The following is a 17,002-nucleotide window of genomic DNA, read 5'->3' on the forward strand; positions in this document are numbered from 1 at the left end:
ACAAAAAGCGGGAGCGATTTCCCGCTCCCGCCTTCATGTGCTTTTCATCGGCCGAACCCGATCGTTACTTCCAGCTCGTAAAGTCGCCTGCAGTGCAGCCGTAGGGTGCGCGATCGTTGCCGAAGCGCTTCTGCAACTGGTCGCAACCCCATTCGTTGACCGGCTGCGGCATGAGGTTGTTGATCTCCATGCCGATCTGGTTGAACTGGGTTGGTGAGCTCAGCACGTACCAGAACCAGAAGCCGAGCAGACCAACGGCAAACAGCAGTATAACGGCAAGGAAGGTGAGGATACCGCGCAGGATGCGGCCCTTCTTTGCCGGCTCGCGCAGCGATGGCGGGCGCGCCTCGGCCTCCGACACCTGCTCCGCCTGGATCACGGCAAGCGCTGCGGCGCGCTCCTCATCGGTCATCATGATCCGCTCCAAGCGGTCGTCGAGCAGGATCGGCAGCGAGGTCCTGCCGTGACGCACGGCGAGCGCCACGGCATGGCCCTTGGCTTCACCGATAATGATGGGCTCCCGCCCCTTGCTGAAACGGGTATAGGCGGTGCGCTTCGTCTTCTTCTCGGCCAGCTTGTCGGCATAGGTGACGAAGAGCGTCCTGCCGCGTTCGTTGAAGGCGGTGATTTCCACCGGGATGGGTGTCAGCACCGCAGGCGTCGTCAGGCGGCTCCTGACCCAGGCGACGCGGAAGCCGAGAAAGATCGAGGTCAGGCACAGGCCGCCGATCAGGACAATCAGCGCTCCGAACGAAATGATGCGGTTACAGAGCTTGTCCAGCCCGAGGCTGATCGTCGCCAGTTCCGGATGTTCGGCGGAGATGACGAGGCCTGTTTCATAGTCGCCGGAATGGGCATCGACGAAGAAGATATGGACCTCGCTGTCGTAGCTCATGCCGTCATAGGTATAAACGAGGCGCGCCTCGCAATCGGTGAAGACGGCCTTGCGCGTCTGGCACTTTCCGTCCCGTATGTCGCCATTCTCCAGCAGAAGCGGGTTCTGGCTGATCTGGTAGTCGCGCAGCAGATCGGGACCCTGCCAGTACAGCAGAAAACCGGCGAGTACGAACATGAAGGGTGCGGCCCAAGCGTAACCGCGCGGTGTCGTGATCGACGTGGCCTTCAGCGCGAGCGGGCGGTTTGGAAGCGGAATATCGGGAAAGGTCATCAAGCCTCTCTTTTGCGAGAAACGCAGCAATGAATGCGGGTGATAAAAAGATCAGTCTGGGGAATGGGAAGCCGAGAAATAAAGGCATCCCTTGGTGGGAAGGTCACAATAGGCCTGCTGCCTTTGCGTGCACGCTCAAAAAGCAGAAACTCACAGATTAAAGCCGACCATCCGAAGGGTCATCCCGTTCCCTCCCGGGCCTCAATCATCGCCGTCAGCGTTTCCAGTCGGTCGGCATCACGCGGCAGCTTGTCCTGCCTCAGGCGTGCAATGCGGGGAAAGCGCATGGCGACGCCCGACTTGTGGCGCGTCGAGCGGGCAATACCCTCGAAGGCGACTTCCAGCACGAAACCGAAATCCGGTGTCGCCTTCACCGCCCTCACCGGTCCGAAACGGTCGATCGTGTTGTCGCGGACGAACTTGTCGAGCACTTCCAGTTCCGCATCGGTGAAGCCGAAATAGGCCTTGCCGACCGGCACGAGCTGGTCCTTGCCATCCTCGCCGATCGTCCAGACGCCGAAGGTGAAGTCGGAATAGTAGCTCGATCGCTTGCCGTGGCCGCGCTGGGCATAAAGCATGACGGCATCGATATTGTAGGGATCGCGCTTCCACTTGAACCACGGGCCTTTCAGGCGGCCGGCCTGGTAGGGGCTGTCCTTGCGCTTGATCATCACGCCCTCGATCACCGGATCGGGCGGATCGATGCGCAGGCGATCCAGCTCGGCCCAGTCGGAGAAGGCGACGAGATCGGAAAGGTCGAAACGATCATGCGGCGCCTTTTCGATCACCTCCGACAGGCGGTTGCGGCGGGTGAGAAAACCGTCGGCGCGAATATCCGCCTCGCCTTGGAAAAGCAGGTCATAGGCGCGGACGAAGGCGGGGTATTCGTCCATCATCTTGCCCGTGACGGTCTTGCGGTTAAGGCGCTGCTGCAGGTCGGAAAAGGTGCGGGTCGGAGCGTTCGTCCGTTTCGTGCCGCCGACCAGCAGTTCGCCGTCGATGACTCCCTCGAAATTGATCGCATCGACAACATCGGGGAATGCGCCGGTAATGTCGTCGCCGGAGCGGGAATAGAGCTTTTTCGTGCCGCCATAGCTCGACATCTGCACGCGGATACCGTCCCATTTCCACTCGGCGGCATAATCCTGCGGGTCGAGCTTTTCGAGATCGCCCTCTTCGACCGGATTGGCCAGCATGACGGAATGGAAGATCGCCGGTGTCGCCAGAACCGGCTTTTCCGCCTTGCCTTCCAGCCAGGCGAAGAGCGGTTCATAGGGCGGCGTCAGGCCGTGCCAGAGCGTCTCGATCTCGATGATGTCTTTACCGCTCATATCCGCCAGCGCCTGCTTGGCGAGGCGGGCGGAGACGCCGATCCTGAGCGAACCGGTGGCGAGTTTCAGGAAAGCGAAGCGGCCGGACGGGTCGAGATGGTCGAGCAGGTCACGCACGGCGCCGCGCACTTCGGTGCGGCCGAGCGAATTCATGCGCTTGACGACGTCGGAGAGGCGCGGCTCCTCGGTCACATGTTCCTTGGAGGCACCTTCCCAGACAAGCGAGATGGTTTCGGCGAGATCGCCGACATAGTCATAGGAATATCGGAACAGCACCTCGTCCATGCGTTCCATGACGAGCTCGCGCAGCATGGCGGGCTTGACGCTCTTCAGGTCCAGCGCGCCGGCAAGGGCTGCAAGCCCATAGCCACGATCAGGGTCGGGGGTGTCGCGGAAATAGTCGACAAGCAGGGTGAGCTTGCCGTTGCGGGATGGGGTGAGGACGAGGCGGTCGAGGAGGGTTGCGAAGGGTCTCATGGGCTGGCCTCGCCGATAGCTTCCGTCGTGCCCTGCCAGCCCCCCTCTGGCCTGCCGGCCATCTCCCCCACAAGAGGGGAGATCACAAGTGGCCTACTCTTCGCCGCCAAAGACCGTTTCAGCATAAGGCCAGGATGCTGTGGGGCCGTGGTGCAAGCGGCTTGATTGGGACGAAAGCGCACGCCCAGCTGATCTCCCTGTTTGTGGGGGAGATGGCCGGCAGGCCAGAGGGGGGTAGTTTGGCGCGAACGCATGCCCATCAATCCCCCTCGTCCTCATAACCGACCAGATGCAGCGGCCGTGCCGGAATGCCCTTCAGCTCGCACCACCTCACCAGCGCCTCCTCGCGGCCGTGGGTGACCCAGACTTCCTGCGGGGCGATTTCCTCAATCGTGGCCAGAAGCTCGGGCCAGTCACAATGGTCGGAGACGACGAGCGGCAGCTCGACGCCGCCCTGCTTGGCCCTTTGGCGCACCATCATCCAGCCGGAGGCAAAGGCGATCAGCGGTTCGTTGAAGCGCCGGGCCCAGCGATCCTGGAATGCCGAGGGCGGGCCGACGACGACGGCGCCGGAAAATTCCGCGGGCTTGCTCTTCTCGATCGTTGCCGGGCGGATGTCGCCCAGCTCTATGCCTTGGGACTGGTAGTAGTCGCAGAGCCTCGCCAAGGCGCCGTGGATGTAGATCGGCTCGGCATAACCATTGTCGCGGATCAGCCGGATGACCCGCTGTGCCTTGCCGAGCGCATAGGCGCCGACGAGATGGCTGCGCTCGGGAAACTGTTCAAGGGAGGTGAAGAGTTTTCCGATCTCCGCCTTCGGGTCGGGATGATGGAAGACCGGCAGGCCGAAGGTCGCTTCGGTGATGAAGACGTCGCACGGGATCGGCTCGAAGGGCGCGCAGGTGGGATCGATACCGCGCTTGTAATCGCCCGAGACTACAATCCTCAGCCCGTCCTTCTCGATGAGGATCTGGGCCGAACCGAGTACGTGGCCGGCCGGTTTGAACATCACCGTCACGCCGTCGATGACGATTTCCTCGCCCCATTCCGCCGCCTGTTCGGAACCGGTGAAATCATCGCCATAGCGGATGCGCATGATGTCGAGCGTCTGGCGGGTGGCGAGCACGCTGCCATGGCCGGCGCGGGCGTGGTCGGAATGGCCATGGGTGATCAGCGCCCGACCGACCGGGCGGACGGGATCGACGTAAAAATTGCCGATAGGGCAGAACAGCCCGGCGGGAGTGGGATGAAGCAGGGCCTCGGGTTTCATCCCCATCAAGATAGGCGCAGTTACGAGACTTTCGAGAGCCTAGGCTGCGGCCTTTTCTTCCTTCGGTGCAGGAGCGGCCTGCGCCATCGGGAGACGGATCGGCTTGAGGCAAAGGGCAGCGATCAGGCCGATCACCGTGATGCCGGCAGCCGTCAGGAAAAGCGGCGAGAAGGCATCGTGATAGATCGCGGCGACGGCCTGGCGCGAAGCCTCGGGCAGACCCGCAAGGATCTTGGGCGTCAGCGCCTCGACATCCGGCAGGCCGGGGATCGGCACGGAGGATGCCTTCAGGCCGGTTCCGATAATCGCGCCGAAGAGTGAGATGGCGATCGACGCGCCACCCATGCGCATCAGCGTCACGGCACCGGTCGCAGCGCCGATGTCAGCCCGTGGGGCCGAGTTCTGCACGCCGATGATCGGCGCCTGCTGGCCGATGCCGACGGACATGCCCTGGAGGAACATGATCACCGCGACGACCGCGAGCGAGACATCGTGCCCGGTGCGGGAAAAGCAGAAAAGCATGATGCAGCTCATCGACAGGCCGATGATGGTGAAGGGCTTGTAGCGTCCGGTGATGGAAATCAGCCGGCCGGCCGACAGCGAACCGGTGACGATGCCGCCTGTCAGCGCGATGAAGAAAAGGCCGGCAAGCGACGGAGACAGGCCCGTCGTCGTCTGCAGGAAGAGCGCGTAGTAGTTCACCAGGCCAATGCCGACCGCGCCGGAGCAGAGCGAGATGATGAGGTAAAGCGAGAAAGTACTGTCGCGGAAGAGCTTTAGCGGCACGATGGGTTCCGGCACGCGGCTTTCGACGAAGACCCAAAGGGCTGCACAGGCGATGCCGACCGCCAGCATGGCGAGTGAGGCAGGTGCGACCAGCGAGCCGAAGATCTGACGGCTGTCGGCGAAGGCGACGAGGCAGGTAATCGTTGCGGCCAGCACGGCGGCGCCCAGATAATCGATCTTCGGCCGACGGGTCGGGCGACGATAGGGCAGCATCATGATGAGGCCGGCGATGACGATGACGCCGAGCGGCAGGTTGATGAGGAAGATGGAGCGCCAGCCGAACAGGTCGCTCATCGTGCCGCCGAGCAGAGGGCCGACGCTGCCGGACGCCATGATCATAAGGCTGGAATAGCTCTGGTACTTTGCCCGCTCGCGCGGTTCGAAGAGATCGGCATTGATCGAGAAGATCGAGACCATGATGCCGCCGCCGCCAAGCCCCTGGAAGACGCGCGCCGCAATGAGGCTGTCCATCGACCAGGCGAAACCGCAGGCGAGCGAACCGAGCGTGAAGATGACGACCGCGGCCAGCATGACGTATTTGCGGCCGAAGAGATCTCCGAGCTTGCCGTAGATCGGCATGACCGCGCTGGTGGCCAGCAGGAATGCGGACGTGACCCAGCCGAACCGCTCCATCTGGCCGAACTCGCCGACAATGGTCGGCAGCGCTGTGGAGACAATCTGGTTGTCGAGCGTCGCCATGAACAGCGCCGCCATCAGAAAGCAGAAGACGATGAAACGCTGCCGATGGTCGGCAACAAGCGGAGGGGCGATATGGGTGGGGGTCATGGCGGATCCAAGCTTCCGCCAATTCATGTGCTTTTCGCACATAAATGTCAATCGCACTTTCATGTGAAAGGCAGATATCTATTGCGAGGACATTTCTCTCTGGTATTCTTGCGCCATGATGAAGCAGACCACCCTGACAGAACCGGCCTCCTCCGCGGCCGCCGATATCGCCCATATCAGTGACGTGATGGGCCGCATGCGCATGATGATCGGCCGGCGCGTGATCAGCCGCACGGTTATCGACAAGATCGCGCCCAGCCTGGAAATCTCGCATCTCGATGCGCTCGACGCGATGCGGCGGATCGATGGAGAGGTGACGGTCGGCGCAATTGCGGATGCGATGCGGCTTGATCCATCGCGCGGCAGCCGGCTGGTGGCGGAGCTGGTGGCGCAGGGCATCCTGCGTCGCGACGCATCCCAGATCGACGGCCGCCGCTCGATCGTCGTGCGGACGGAACTGGGCGACAAGCTTCTCGCCGAAATCCACGCGACGAAGCGCCGGCTGCTTGCATCGCTGCTGGAGGACTGGCCGGAAGACGAACTGCGGGCGTTCTCCGTACTGTTCGAGAAATTCGTCGGGCGCTTCGAGAGCGCTTATGCGAATGAGAAGACGCCGCAGCAGCCCGCCCTCGCCAACGCATCCTGACATTGCTTATCTAGCCGGACCCTGCCCGCCACGACCGACTTCCTTGTCGCGGTACATCGCATGGTCGGCGCTTGCCAGAAGCTCGTCCGGCGCATCGCCATCGACCGGGAAGAAGGCGATGCCCATGCTGCAATTCGCGGTGATATCGCGCCCCTGCAAAGCGATCGGCCTGGTGATCAGGTCCTTCAGGGCGTCAAGACGGTCAAGGGCGGCATTCCGGTCGTCCGTGTCATCGAAGACGACGGCGAATTCGTCGCCGCCGAGCCGGACGAGAAGATCGCTGGCACGCGCATATCTGGCCATGCGCGCGGCCACCGTCTTCAACACCTCGTCGCCGGCCGCGTGACCGAACGTGTCGTTGATATCCTTGAAATTGTCGAGGTCGAGATAGGCGACGGTCAGCCGGCGTGCTTCGCGCTTCGCCTGCTTCAGCGCATCGCCGAACTGGCTCCAGAACAGAGCGCGGTTCGGCAGCCCAGTGAGGGCATCATGGTGGGCCATGTGACGGATGCGGCGTTCGCTGAGATCGCGCTCGATCGCGATACCGGCGAGGTCCGTCGCCATGGTCATCAGTTCCAGTTCTAGCGCCGTGGGCTCGCGCACGCAGGCTGCATAAAGGGCGAACGTGCCGAGTACCCGTGCCTCCGCGCCGATGATCGGCGTCGACCAGCAGGAGCGGAAACCGAAAAGCGGACCGAGCTCGCGGAAATCTTCCCAGAGAGGGTCGCTGTTGACGTCCTTGACGATCACCGGCTCGCGGCGCCAGGCGGCCGTGCCGCAGGAGCCGCGGGAGGCGCCAACCTCCAGACCGTCGATCAGCCTCGCATAAGCCGCCGGAAGGCTTGGGGCGGCACCCGAGGTGAGACGCTTGCCGCTTTCGTCCGTCAGCATGATCGCGCCCCTGACATCATCAAGCTGGTTCTCGGCAAGCTTGATCAGTGCTTTCAGGACGACATCGATGGGCTGTCCGCGGGCGATCATTTCCAAAAGCCGAGCGTGGCCGTGACGCAGATCCTCCTGCCGCTTGCGCTCGGTTATGTCCCGCGAGACCTCGACCACACCGATGATCTCGCCGAGATCGTTGCGCAGCGGCGTCTTGGAGATGGAAAGCCAGAGCGTGCGGCCTGTTGCCAGCACGCATTTTTCCTCGTGCTTTTCCACCGCGACGCCCGTTGCGAGCACGCGCTTTTCCAGCGTGGATAGACGCAGTGCGATTTTCTCTTCGATGAAATCGAAATCGGTCTTGCCGGTCAGTTCGGCGCCGTCGTCGGCACCGGTGGCGCGGCAGACCACCTGGTTGCAGAAAACATAGCGCCCTTCCCTGTCCCTTACCGACACATAGTCGGACAGTTGGTCGAGAAGCCCGAGCGCGGGCAGATCGTTCAGCGCCTGATCGAGGTCCTCGTCGAGACGAGCGCCATCCTGGAGAGAGATAATCTGCAGCGGATCGCGGAGCGCCTCGGGTGACTGAGCTGCCGCGTTCCTGCGCAGCTTTGTCGAAACATCCGAGATCATAGTCTGCGATGCCAAGCCTGCCATTATTCCCTCCTCGAAAATGAATAGAGTAAACGTCGCGACTCAAAGAATGTGCCAGATTTGGATGATGACAAAGTTTTTACCCGCTTGGGCAAACAATATCGACGCAGGTCGGTCACAGATCCGGCCATGAATAACGTCCGATTAACAAGCGCCACGGGGCCTGGATGATTTCGAAACGCGAGTTGCTGGCGGGATTGACGGCAACGGCTTCGCTTGCAGCACTTCCGTCTATGGCCATGGCGCAGTCTCCGGCGGTCGGTGGCGCGAACCTGCGCGGTGCGCTGGACGCCCGCGCCCATGGCGTGACGCCGGAGGGAGGTGCCGCGTCGCAGCGCAAGCTCATACGCCTGCTGCAGGATGCCGCCCGGCAGAACCTGCCCGTCTTCCTGCCGCCCGGCAATTATTCGGTCTCCAATCTCGACCTGCCCGACGGCTGCCGGATCACCGGCATCGCCGGGGCCTCCCGTCTCGTCTATTCCGGCGAGGGCTCCATGCTGCGGGCGGAATCTGCACGCAGGATTGAACTCTCCGACATCGTCATCGACGGCGGCAACCGGCCGCTGACCGGCGATGCGCCGGCGCTGGTCCGCCTGAGCGGCGTCTCGGAGCTTTTCATCGAAAACTGCGCGATCACGAATGCCAATGGCACCGGGTTGAGCCTCGAGAGATGCGGCGGTCGCGTGGAGCGCAACCGCATTACGGAGGCGAGCGACTACGGACTTTATGCAGTCCAGAGCGCCGATCTCTCGATCACCGGCAACAGCGTTTCCGACTGCGGCAATGGCGGCATCCTCGTCCACCGCTGGGAGAAGGGCAAGGACGGCACCATCGTGACCGGCAACCGGGTTTCGCGGATCGCCTCGACCAATGGCGGTACAGGCCAATACGGCAATGCTATCAACCTGTTCCGCGCCGACAACGTGATCGTTTCCGGCAACCATATCTCCGACGCCGCCTTTTCCGCGATCCGCGCCAACAGCGCGTCGAACGTGATGATCGCCGACAACCACTGCACCTCGTCCGGCGAGACGGCAATCTATGCCGAATTCGCCTTCGAGGGCGCGATGATCTCCGGCAATATCGTCGATGGCGCCGCGAACGGCATCTCGGTCGTCAACTTCAACGAGGGTGGGCGGCTGGCCACCGTTTCCGGCAACATGGTGCGCAACCTGCGCCTCGTCGGTCCCTATGTTCTCGACGGCGCAATCTTCGGCGTCGGCATCAGCGTCGAAGCCGATACGGCGGTCACCGGCAATGTCATCGAGAACGCGCCGTTCTGGGGCCTGGCTCTCGGTTTCGGCCCGTATCTGCGCAATGTGACGGCGACCGGCAACATCGTACGGCAGGCCGGCACCGGCTGTGCCGTCTCGGTGGCAGACGGCGCCGTAAGCACGGTCATCGCCAACAACATCTTCCAGTCGGTGCAGCGCGGCGCGATCATCGGTTATCGCTGGAACGACGCTGCGACCGGTGACCTCGCCAAGGGCGGCGCGGACGGCTTTCCGCATCTGACGATCGAGGGCAACCGGGTGAGCTAGTTTTTCGCGTCGGAGGTGTAGTCGTCGGGATCGACGTCCCGACCTTTGTGGTAGATTCGGAGAATAGTAACTGTGCGTCTTTCTATAGCGAAGGCAATCGTTGCCCTGTATCGATATCCGACAAGCCTGATACCGGGGCGGATATCGTCGCGCTGCATCCCGCGATTGGGAAATGTCCCGAAGCCGACGCAGTATTTTCGAATCTTGCCGATATATCCACGCGCAGCGGACGCACCCATTTCTGCTGCGAGATAGACGAACAGGTCGTCCAGGTCCGTTATGGCTCGAGGCGAAAAGACGACCTCGTAGTTCATCGCCGCCCTTCGGCCTGAAGCAATTGAGCCAGCCGTGCATCAAGCCGCCGGTCGACTTCCTCGACCGAAAGGAGGCGCTCGGGGTGCGCTTTCATCTCGTCGTATGTGGGACCGACTTCCTCCACCAGCCATCTCTCGATCGCCGCATCGCGGGCGATCAGCGTGCGCAGGCCGTCGCGGATGACCTCGCTTTCGGAAGCGTATTCGCCCGAGGCGACCTTGGCCTTGACCATCTCCGCCATTTCGATCGGAAGCGTGATGCTGAGGGATTGGGTGGTGCGCATGGCTATCTCCTCTGGTCATTCGACACGATTAAATCCTATCGAAAACTTTCATGGACGTCCAACGCGCAATGATCTTCCGTTCGTCATGGAACCGCTTTAGCTTCGCGCGCACATCACGAGGGAGACATTGATGCTGAAGATCTACGGGGTTTATCGTTCGCGCGCGACACGGCCGCTCTGGCTTGTCGAGGAAATCGGCCTGCCGTTCGAGCATGTGCCGATCATGCAGGCCTATCGGCTCGACGATCCGATGGCGGACGGTGCGCCGGTGAACACGCTGTCGGCAGAATTCCTCGCGGTAAATCCGATGGGCTCGATCCCGTCGATGGACGATGATGGCTTCGTGCTGCATGAGTCGCTGGCGATCTGCCTCTACCTCGCCCGCAAATATGGTGGCGATCTCGGACCGAAGGATATCGCGGAAGAGGCGCTGATGGTGCAGTGGTCGCTGTTTGCCGCGACCAGCGTGGAGACCCCGGCGCTCAAGATCCAGTCCACCAAGGCCGATACCGCCGAAGGAGAGGCCGAGATCGGGGTTGCCGCCCGCCTGCTGAAACGGCCCTGCGACGTTCTGGAAAAGCATCTGACGACGACCCACTACATGGTCGGCGACCGCTTTACCGCAGCCGATATCAACGTTGCCGAAATCCTGCGCTATGCGCGCGGCCATGACGCCCTGTTCGACAGCCGCCCGGCACTGAAGGCATGGTACGAGACCTGCACCAGCCGTCCAGCCTATCGCGCCATGTGGGCCAAGCGCAACGCCGAACCGGCGTGAGCGGGATCGCAAGACGGAGAGGCTTGATGGCACGTTCTATCTTTGCTGCTTTCCTCTCCGTATTCGGGCTCGGCGGCCCGGCCGTTCCCACGGCCGCGGCCCCGAAAGCCGCGGCAGCGGATCGGCAGGCCGCGGCCGACAAATCGATGGAATATATGGGTGAGATCGCCCGGGCGATCATCGAGGCCGACGATATCGAAAGCGATTGGGACGAGCTCAGCCTCCTGCTCGGTTTCGATGACGACGGCGAACTCAACGAAACCTATGGCTATGCCTATGACGCGTCCGGCGACTTCGAGGCAATCTCCATCCGTCCGCGGCTATTGAGAGAGCCCGCCGAAGTCTATCGGCAATGGCTGATGAGGCTGCGCGACGGCAAGATCGTCGAGCCCGCGCCGATCCATAACGGTATCATCAAGATGCTCTTCCAGTTCAACCGGCGCAACAACAGGGTCAATGCGGATTTCGAATACGACGATCCGGATCGCTGGAAGGTCACGCCGAACAATCTAGACGCGATGATCGAGGAGCTGCGACCTAAGCTTTGATGGCCGGCGCAGGCTGCAGTTCGGCAAGCTCGCCCGTCAGCCAGGCATGGAAGGCCTTCACCTTCGGAGGCTGTCGCATCCCCTCCGGCGTGACGAAATAATGACCGGCTCCCGTCGCGGCCCGGATTGCAAACGGCTCTACAAGCTTGCCCTCCTTCATCGCATAGGCGGCGAGTGTCTGAAAGGCCAGCATCACGCCCTCCCCTGCGATGACCGCATCCAGGCAGAGCGACGCCTCATTGAACACGTGGCGCACCTCCATCTGCCGACCTTCCAGTCCGGCGGCGCGGAGCCACACATCCCATGAGAAGAGCGCCCGGCCGTCGACGATCGTCGGCATAGCAAGAACGTCAGCCGGCTCCTTCAGCCGCTTGGCGAGCGCCGGCGTGCAGACGGGGAAGACCAGCTGCGGCAGAAGCAGTTCGGCGTCCACACCCGGCCATTTGCCCGCACCGACGCGGATGCCGAGATCGACGCCGTCGGCGACGAAATCGGCCAGCGCCGTCGTCGCGTCGATGCGGAGGCGAATGTCGGGATGGAGCGCCGTGAAACGATCGAGCCGATGGACGAGGAAGCGGGCGGCAAAGACCGGGGCAACGGAGATGGTCAGCAGTTTTTCGTCGCGCGGCCGGCCGATCGCTACCGCTTCCGAGAGACTGCGGAAACCGTCCGTCAGGCGCGCCAGCATCGGACGGGCGCCCTCGAGCGCTACCATGCCTTTGGATAGCCGCTGGAAGACGGGATGGCCGAGTTGCGCTTCCGCCTTGATGACCTGCTGGCTGACGGCGCCGATCGAGACGCCAAGTTCATCGGCTGCCGCCTGTAGCGAGCCGAGACGGGCAACCGCTTCCAGCGCCCTGAGGCCGTTGAGATGAACGAGGTTCAGATTACTCATATAGAAAACCTATACCGAGCACCTGAGAATGTCGATTGTATGGACCGCGCCTCATCTCCATATTCACCCTGCAAATGAAACCAGCATTTGTGAGGTGCTAGAGATGAACTCCCTCAAGATTTTCTTCAATTTACGGACGCGGATTATGGATCTGCTCCTGGCTACGGACCGTCCCGCCCCGGATGCGTTCGATCACCCGGACATATGTGCCATGAATCTGCGCGAGCTTGCAGACCTGCCCCTGCCCGGCCTGCCCCTGACAACAGAGAGCGAGATGCACGAAACGCTGCCGCTCGCGCGCTGCGCCTGAACCTTCAAGCCGACTTTTCTTCGGCCAGCGCCTTCTGCACGGCCGGGCGCTCCAGCATCATGCGGTAATGAGCGTGCACGCGGGGAAAATCCGCGATCTCCACGCGGTCGCTTTTCAGCCAGCCGGAAATCAGGAAGAGATAGGGATCGGCGGTCGAATAGTGCTCGCCGAGCACATAGGGACCTTCCAGCATGCCGTCCTCGATCAGGCGAAAGCACTCGGTCATCACCTGCGGCAGCTTGTTCTTCATGTCATCAAAGGACGTCTCCTGATCGGCCCAGCGATAGCCACGCCTTCCATGGGCATGGGCGACATGCACGGTCGAGGCCATATAGGCGTTGAAAGCCTGCATCTTCGCAAACAGATAGGGATCGTGAAGCGGCGCCAGCTTCGCCTCCGGCGCCATCTGGGCGATGTAGGCGAGGATGGCGACGGTTTCGGTAACGACACCGCTTTCCGTCACCAGTGCCGGCACGCGACCTTTGGGATTGATCGCCAGATAGGCTTCTCCCTGCTGCTCCTTCTCGGCGAAGTTCAGCTTCTTCACCTCATAGGGCAGGCCGGATTCGGCCAGCGTGATGTGGCTCGCCAGCGCGCAGCTTCCCGGCGAAAAATAGAGCGTGTTCATCGGCATCCTCCGTGTTTCCCGAGTCATATCACGGCATGAGCCGCTGACCAGCACGGGCGATGCCGATCTCCCCGATCAGGCGAACATCGCGTCGGTGACCCTTACGTCGCCGACGTGGCGGCCGTTCCAGTTCTTCATCTGGCGGTTGGCCATGCCCATCAGCTTCGTCTCGATCTCGCCGCCCTTTTCGAAATAGCGGGCGATCAGGGCGAAGATCATCGCCTCGGCGGCGCGGGTCGTGCCGTCCTCGCACTTTACGGCCATCGAAAGGCCCTGCTCCGGCAGAAGCGCGACGAAGACGCCTTCGGCGCCGGTCTTGGCAAAAATCTTGCCGGGTGCGAGTTCCATCAATGTGGTGCAGGCGCGGCCGGTACCGGCAACGTAGAAGGGTTCGGCCATGCAGGCATCGATCAGGCGGCGCGAGGCTTTTGCACGCGATGCAGACAGGCCCTCGCCCGTCAGCATCTTGGCAAAGCCGTGAGCAAGGCCCTTGAGCGGCACGGCATAGGTCGGGATCGAGCAGCCGTCGGTGCCGCAATTGTCGGCGCTAAGCACGGCGCCCGTCAGGCTCTGCATGACATCGCGGATTTCCCGCTGCAGCGGATGGTCGTATTCGACATAGCCGGCGACTGGCGCATCGGAATGAACGCAGGTACAGACGAAGCCGGCATGCTTGCCGGAGCAGTTGTTGTGGAGTTGCGTCGGCGCATCCATCGTGCGCGCCTGATGAATCAGCGACTGTTGTTCGAAGGCCCAGTGGGAGCCGCATTCCAGCGCCGAAACGTCGCGGCCTGCCTTGGCCAGCATCGAGGTCGCCATTTCCGCGTGACGGTCCTCGCCGGAATGGGAGGCGCAGGCGAAGGCGAGTTCGGCATTGCCGAAGCCGTAAGCGTCCGCTGCACCGCTTTCGATCAGCGGCAGGGCCTGCATCGCCTTGCAGGAGGAACGCGGGAAGACGGCCGCATCGGCATCGCCGAAGGAAAACACGGTCTTTCCGCTGCCATCGACCACCACGCCCAATCCCCTGTGGCGGCTTTCGACGAGATTGCCGCGGGTCACTTCTACGGTAACGGGATTTTGCATGGTCAGTCCTGGCTTTGCTGGCTTGAATGACAAGAAGAAACGGTGGCAGCCTCTTAGCTTGTTCGCCTCAGACTTGCACGGGAAATACTTATGAAATCGGTAAAGCGATTGCTGATCGTCATTTTTGTCGTCTACCTGCTGCCGACCTTCGCCTCGGCCGGGTTGTGGGCAATGGGCGAACATCCTTCGCGCTGGAGCGAGGCACGCTGGACGTCTGCCGGCATTCTGCCGAGAGCCGATGAAAGCAACGACGCGGCGATCTACATTTTCTCGGCCATGACCGGGGGATTGAAGGGATCCGTCGCCAGCCATGCCTGGATCGTAACGAAAGAAAAAGGCGCCTCCGCCTATACCCGTTACGACAAGGTGGGATGGGGGTCCCCGATCCGCCGCAACCACCGGGAGGCCGATGCCTACTGGTATTCGAACATGCCGCAGATGGTGGCAGAAATCCGCGGTGCGAAGGCGGAACTGTTGATCCCGAAGGTGGAGGGCGCGATTGCCGCCTACCCTTATGCCGAACCCGGCGGCTACACGATCTGGCCCGGGCCGAACTCCAACACCTTCGTCGCCTATGTGCTCAGAACGGTGCCGGAACTCGGCGCCGTTCTGCCGCCCCATGCCGTGGGGCGCGACTACCTGCCGAACGGCGAATTCGTCCATCTCGACGATGACTGGCGCGACCTTCATGTGACGGTTCGTGGCCTTGTCGGATTTTCCGTCGGCCAGCGCAGCGGTATCGAAGTGCATTTCCTCGGCCTCGTCGCCGGGCTCGACTTCGCGCAGCCCGGCATCAAGGTTCCGGCACTCGGCCGGATCGGGGTCTGATCCTCTCCTTCAAGTCGCTCAATCGGTGCCGATGACGATTTCGACGAGGCTGGGTTCGCCGGACGCGACGGCGTGGCGGATCATCGGCTCGATCTGGTCGACACTGGTGGCGCGCCGGGCCTGCAGGCCGAAGCCGGTTGCAAGCGCCTGAAAGTCGACCGGTGGATCGGTGATCTCCATGCCTGGAAGGATCGAGTTGCCGTCCTTCTCATACCCTTGCGCGACCGCGTATCGTTTGACGATATTATATTCCGCGTTGTTCATGATGACGAAGGTGACCGGGAGTTTCAGCTTCGCCGCGGTCCAGAGGCCCTGTGGGGAAAATAGTGCCGAACCATCTCCGAGCAGCGCCACGACCGGCGCGCGATCAAGCCCCAGCGAAACGCCGACGGCTGCAGGCAGGCCCCATCCCAGGATGGCGCTGCGCATGAAGAAATACCGACGAACCGACGCCCGCTCCAGAAAGGCCCGGACGTGATGCATGGTTGCCGGCGCCTCGTCGACCACGGCAACATGGTCACCCAGCGCGCGCAGGGCCTCCCCGGCCGCCACGAAGGGCGTGATCGGCGTTTGCCACCTCTCGTTCTGAAACCTCGCTTCCAGATTGCTCAGGCGGAAACCACGGGCCGTGGCCGCGATATCCTGGACCGCGGCGGCGGCGCGCTGACTTTCGGCAATCCGATGACAAAGCGCCTTGAGAAGCTGCCCCAGGGACGCCTTGAGATGACCGATGCAGGCAATCTCCGCCGCATAGGTTCGGCCGGCCTCGATGGCATCCTGGGTAAGCTGGAACAGCCTGCAGCCCTCGGGCAGCGCCCCTCCCTCGCTATAGGGGTAGGAGATGAACGGGTTTTCCCCGACGACGAAGACTGCATCCACCTCGACAAGCTGGGATCGCATCGCGGCGGCGCTTGAGGGAAGATTCCCGCACCAGAGCGGATGCGTCGCCGGGAAAGGCATAGATCCGGGCCAGGATGGGCCATGCACCTTGGCACCCAGCACCTCGGCAAGCTGCACCACTTCGGCGCTCGCCTCGCTGCTCCCCACCTCCTCGCCGGCCATGATGACCAGCCGGCCGGGTTTGGCCGCGGCCAGGGCGGCGGCCAGTGCGTCGAGCCCTCCGGCAACCGCCTGCCTGTTGATCACGGAACCTGAACCGGTGCCGACCGTCGCGGTCGCGTTCAGCACATCGATCGGCAACGACAGGAAGACCGGGCCACGTGTCGGCGCCATGGCGTCCTGCAGGGCGCGGCGGACAAGGGCTGGAACATGGTCGGGATGCAGAACCTCGCGTGCCCATTTGACCGCAGGCTCGGCTATCCTAACGCTATCTGCGTAGAGAAGCGGGTCGGCAAAGCTATGGCGAGTATCCTGTTGCCCCGCGGTCACCACCATGGGCGTTCTGGCAATGCGGGAGTGGAGCAGCGCGCCCATCGCATGACCGAGCCCGCCCGCCGTGTGGAGATTGACGAAGCCCGGCTTTCCGCTTGCCTGGGCATAACCATCGGCCATGGCAACAACAGACGCCTCCTGCAGGCCCAAAATATACTGAATGTCCGGATGGTGGCGCAGCGCATGTATCAAGGGCATCTCGGTCGTACCCGGATTGCCAAAGACGTATTGAACGCCCTCCTTATGGAGGACCTCGGCCATGAGATCCGCTCCGGATTTTGTCGCAATGTGCAGCAAAACTGCCTCCCGCAAAGAAATGAAAGAAATCCTCACTCAACAGGGCGTCAATCTAAGCTAACGGTTGCGGCAGCGGATTGCGAAGACCATCTATTTTCCGCCTA

General features: G+C 62.4%; 17 protein-coding genes. 6 read left to right on the forward strand and 11 right to left on the reverse strand.

Annotation, left to right across the window (positions count from 1 at the left end):
* Nucleotides 1-64: 64 nt before the first annotated feature.
* From BM216_RS07610 to BM216_RS07630, 4 genes are all read right to left on the reverse strand, one after another.
* Nucleotides 65-1,168, reverse strand: a complete 1,104-nt coding sequence (locus BM216_RS07610; protein ID WP_092997430.1) for a hypothetical protein — start codon at nt 1,166-1,168, stop codon at nt 65-67.
* A gap of 179 nt (nt 1,169-1,347) precedes the next feature.
* A complete protein-coding gene (locus tag BM216_RS07615; RefSeq protein ID WP_092997433.1) occupies nt 1,348-2,976 on the reverse strand; it encodes a cisplatin damage response ATP-dependent DNA ligase in 1,629 nt (542 codons plus the stop codon).
* Nucleotides 2,977-3,235: 259 nt separating this feature from the next.
* Nucleotides 3,236-4,252, reverse strand: coding sequence for a ligase-associated DNA damage response exonuclease (locus BM216_RS07625; protein WP_177230733.1), 1,017 nt, complete (start codon nt 4,250-4,252; stop codon nt 3,236-3,238).
* Nucleotides 4,253-4,285: 33 nt separating this feature from the next.
* The gene (locus BM216_RS07630) at nt 4,286-5,818 is read right to left on the reverse strand and encodes an MDR family MFS transporter (RefSeq protein WP_092998454.1); all 1,533 of its coding nucleotides are present in this window, start codon (nt 5,816-5,818) and stop codon (nt 4,286-4,288) included.
* Between the two features lie 115 nt (nt 5,819-5,933).
* Here BM216_RS07630 and BM216_RS07635 point away from each other — a divergent pair, with 115 nt between their 5' ends.
* Entirely contained in the window at nt 5,934-6,464 is a 531-nt protein-coding gene (locus BM216_RS07635) for a MarR family winged helix-turn-helix transcriptional regulator (protein ID WP_092997436.1), read from the forward strand.
* 6 nt (nt 6,465-6,470) lie between these two features.
* On the opposite strand, the gene BM216_RS07640 is transcribed toward BM216_RS07635, so the two are convergent.
* Nucleotides 6,471-8,003 carry a diguanylate cyclase domain-containing protein gene (locus BM216_RS07640; protein WP_092997439.1) on the reverse strand — a complete coding sequence of 511 codons (1,533 nt, stop codon included), beginning with the start codon at nt 8,001-8,003 and terminating at the stop codon, nt 6,471-6,473.
* A gap of 164 nt (nt 8,004-8,167) precedes the next feature.
* Between BM216_RS07640 and BM216_RS07645 the strand changes: the two genes are divergently transcribed.
* Nucleotides 8,168-9,541 (forward strand): TIGR03808 family TAT-translocated repetitive protein, encoded by a 1,374-nt coding sequence (locus BM216_RS07645; RefSeq protein WP_092997442.1) that lies wholly within the window; start codon nt 8,168-8,170, stop codon nt 9,539-9,541.
* Here the strand turns inward: BM216_RS07645 and BM216_RS07650 are convergent.
* Nucleotides 9,538-9,855: a type II toxin-antitoxin system RelE/ParE family toxin gene (locus BM216_RS07650; protein ID WP_092997445.1), complete on the reverse strand. Its 318-nt coding sequence runs from the start codon at nt 9,853-9,855 to the stop codon at nt 9,538-9,540. The two genes, BM216_RS07645 and BM216_RS07650, sit on opposite strands and share 4 nt — an antisense overlap.
* Nucleotides 9,852-10,139, reverse strand: a complete 288-nt coding sequence (locus tag BM216_RS07655) for a ribbon-helix-helix domain-containing protein (RefSeq protein ID WP_092997448.1) — start codon at nt 10,137-10,139, stop codon at nt 9,852-9,854. The genes BM216_RS07650 and BM216_RS07655 overlap by 4 nt, the downstream gene beginning before the upstream one ends.
* 130 nt (nt 10,140-10,269) lie before the next feature.
* Here BM216_RS07655 and BM216_RS07660 point away from each other — a divergent pair, with 130 nt between their 5' ends.
* Nucleotides 10,270-10,917, forward strand: a complete 648-nt coding sequence (locus BM216_RS07660; protein ID WP_092997451.1) for a glutathione S-transferase family protein — start codon at nt 10,270-10,272, stop codon at nt 10,915-10,917.
* 26 nt (nt 10,918-10,943) lie between these two features.
* Nucleotides 10,944-11,465: a hypothetical protein gene (locus tag BM216_RS07665; RefSeq protein WP_092997454.1), complete on the forward strand. Its 522-nt coding sequence runs from the start codon at nt 10,944-10,946 to the stop codon at nt 11,463-11,465.
* Here the strand turns inward: BM216_RS07665 and BM216_RS07670 are convergent.
* Nucleotides 11,455-12,360 carry a LysR substrate-binding domain-containing protein gene (locus BM216_RS07670; protein ID WP_092997457.1) on the reverse strand — a complete coding sequence of 302 codons (906 nt, stop codon included), beginning with the start codon at nt 12,358-12,360 and terminating at the stop codon, nt 11,455-11,457. The genes BM216_RS07665 and BM216_RS07670 overlap by 11 nt on opposite strands.
* Nucleotides 12,361-12,463: 103 nt before the next feature.
* Between BM216_RS07670 and BM216_RS07675 the strand changes: the two genes are divergently transcribed.
* On the forward strand, nt 12,464-12,670 hold the full coding sequence (locus tag BM216_RS07675) for a hypothetical protein (protein WP_092997460.1): 207 nt from the start codon (nt 12,464-12,466) through the stop codon (nt 12,668-12,670).
* A 4-nt stretch (nt 12,671-12,674) separates the two neighbouring features.
* Here BM216_RS07675 and BM216_RS07680 read toward each other — a convergent pair whose 3' ends face one another.
* Nucleotides 12,675-13,298: a glutathione S-transferase family protein gene (locus BM216_RS07680; RefSeq protein WP_092998456.1), complete on the reverse strand. Its 624-nt coding sequence runs from the start codon at nt 13,296-13,298 to the stop codon at nt 12,675-12,677.
* A 75-nt stretch (nt 13,299-13,373) separates the two neighbouring features.
* Nucleotides 13,374-14,381: an asparaginase gene (locus BM216_RS07685; protein ID WP_092997463.1), complete on the reverse strand. Its 1,008-nt coding sequence runs from the start codon at nt 14,379-14,381 to the stop codon at nt 13,374-13,376.
* 90 nt (nt 14,382-14,471) lie between these two features.
* Between BM216_RS07685 and BM216_RS07690 the strand changes: the two genes are divergently transcribed.
* Entirely contained in the window at nt 14,472-15,209 is a 738-nt protein-coding gene (locus BM216_RS07690; RefSeq protein ID WP_092997466.1) for a DUF3750 domain-containing protein, read from the forward strand.
* An 18-nt stretch (nt 15,210-15,227) separates the two neighbouring features.
* Here BM216_RS07690 and BM216_RS07695 read toward each other — a convergent pair whose 3' ends face one another.
* Nucleotides 15,228-16,934, reverse strand: a complete 1,707-nt coding sequence (locus BM216_RS07695; RefSeq protein ID WP_280141672.1) for a thiamine pyrophosphate-binding protein — start codon at nt 16,932-16,934, stop codon at nt 15,228-15,230.
* Between the last annotated feature and the right edge of the window lie 68 nt (nt 16,935-17,002).

The organism is Rhizobium sp. NFR07, from assembly GCF_900111905.1.
Taxonomy (GTDB): domain Bacteria; phylum Pseudomonadota; class Alphaproteobacteria; order Rhizobiales; family Rhizobiaceae; genus Neorhizobium.

Coding starts and splice junctions, on each gene's coding strand:
- BM216_RS07685 (WP_092997463.1), bottom strand. CDS start 14,381: ATGCAAAATCCCGTTACCGTAGAAGTGACCCGCGGCAATCTCGTCGAA.
- BM216_RS07670 (WP_092997457.1), bottom strand. CDS start 12,360: ATGAGTAATCTGAACCTCGTTCATCTCAACGGCCTCAGGGCGCTGGAA.
- BM216_RS07675 (WP_092997460.1), top strand. CDS start 12,464: ATGAACTCCCTCAAGATTTTCTTCAATTTACGGACGCGGATTATGGAT.
- BM216_RS07660 (WP_092997451.1), top strand. CDS start 10,270: ATGCTGAAGATCTACGGGGTTTATCGTTCGCGCGCGACACGGCCGCTC.
- BM216_RS07635 (WP_092997436.1), top strand. CDS start 5,934: ATGATGAAGCAGACCACCCTGACAGAACCGGCCTCCTCCGCGGCCGCC.
- BM216_RS07650 (WP_092997445.1), bottom strand. CDS start 9,855: ATGAACTACGAGGTCGTCTTTTCGCCTCGAGCCATAACGGACCTGGAC.
- BM216_RS07625 (WP_177230733.1), bottom strand. CDS start 4,252: ATGGGGATGAAACCCGAGGCCCTGCTTCATCCCACTCCCGCCGGGCTG.
- BM216_RS07630 (WP_092998454.1), bottom strand. CDS start 5,818: ATGACCCCCACCCATATCGCCCCTCCGCTTGTTGCCGACCATCGGCAG.
- BM216_RS07690 (WP_092997466.1), top strand. CDS start 14,472: ATGAAATCGGTAAAGCGATTGCTGATCGTCATTTTTGTCGTCTACCTG.
- BM216_RS07655 (WP_092997448.1), bottom strand. CDS start 10,139: ATGCGCACCACCCAATCCCTCAGCATCACGCTTCCGATCGAAATGGCG.
- BM216_RS07640 (WP_092997439.1), bottom strand. CDS start 8,003: ATGGCAGGCTTGGCATCGCAGACTATGATCTCGGATGTTTCGACAAAG.
- BM216_RS07665 (WP_092997454.1), top strand. CDS start 10,944: ATGGCACGTTCTATCTTTGCTGCTTTCCTCTCCGTATTCGGGCTCGGC.
- BM216_RS07645 (WP_092997442.1), top strand. CDS start 8,168: ATGATTTCGAAACGCGAGTTGCTGGCGGGATTGACGGCAACGGCTTCG.
- BM216_RS07610 (WP_092997430.1), bottom strand. CDS start 1,168: ATGACCTTTCCCGATATTCCGCTTCCAAACCGCCCGCTCGCGCTGAAG.
- BM216_RS07615 (WP_092997433.1), bottom strand. CDS start 2,976: ATGAGACCCTTCGCAACCCTCCTCGACCGCCTCGTCCTCACCCCATCC.
- BM216_RS07680 (WP_092998456.1), bottom strand. CDS start 13,298: ATGAACACGCTCTATTTTTCGCCGGGAAGCTGCGCGCTGGCGAGCCAC.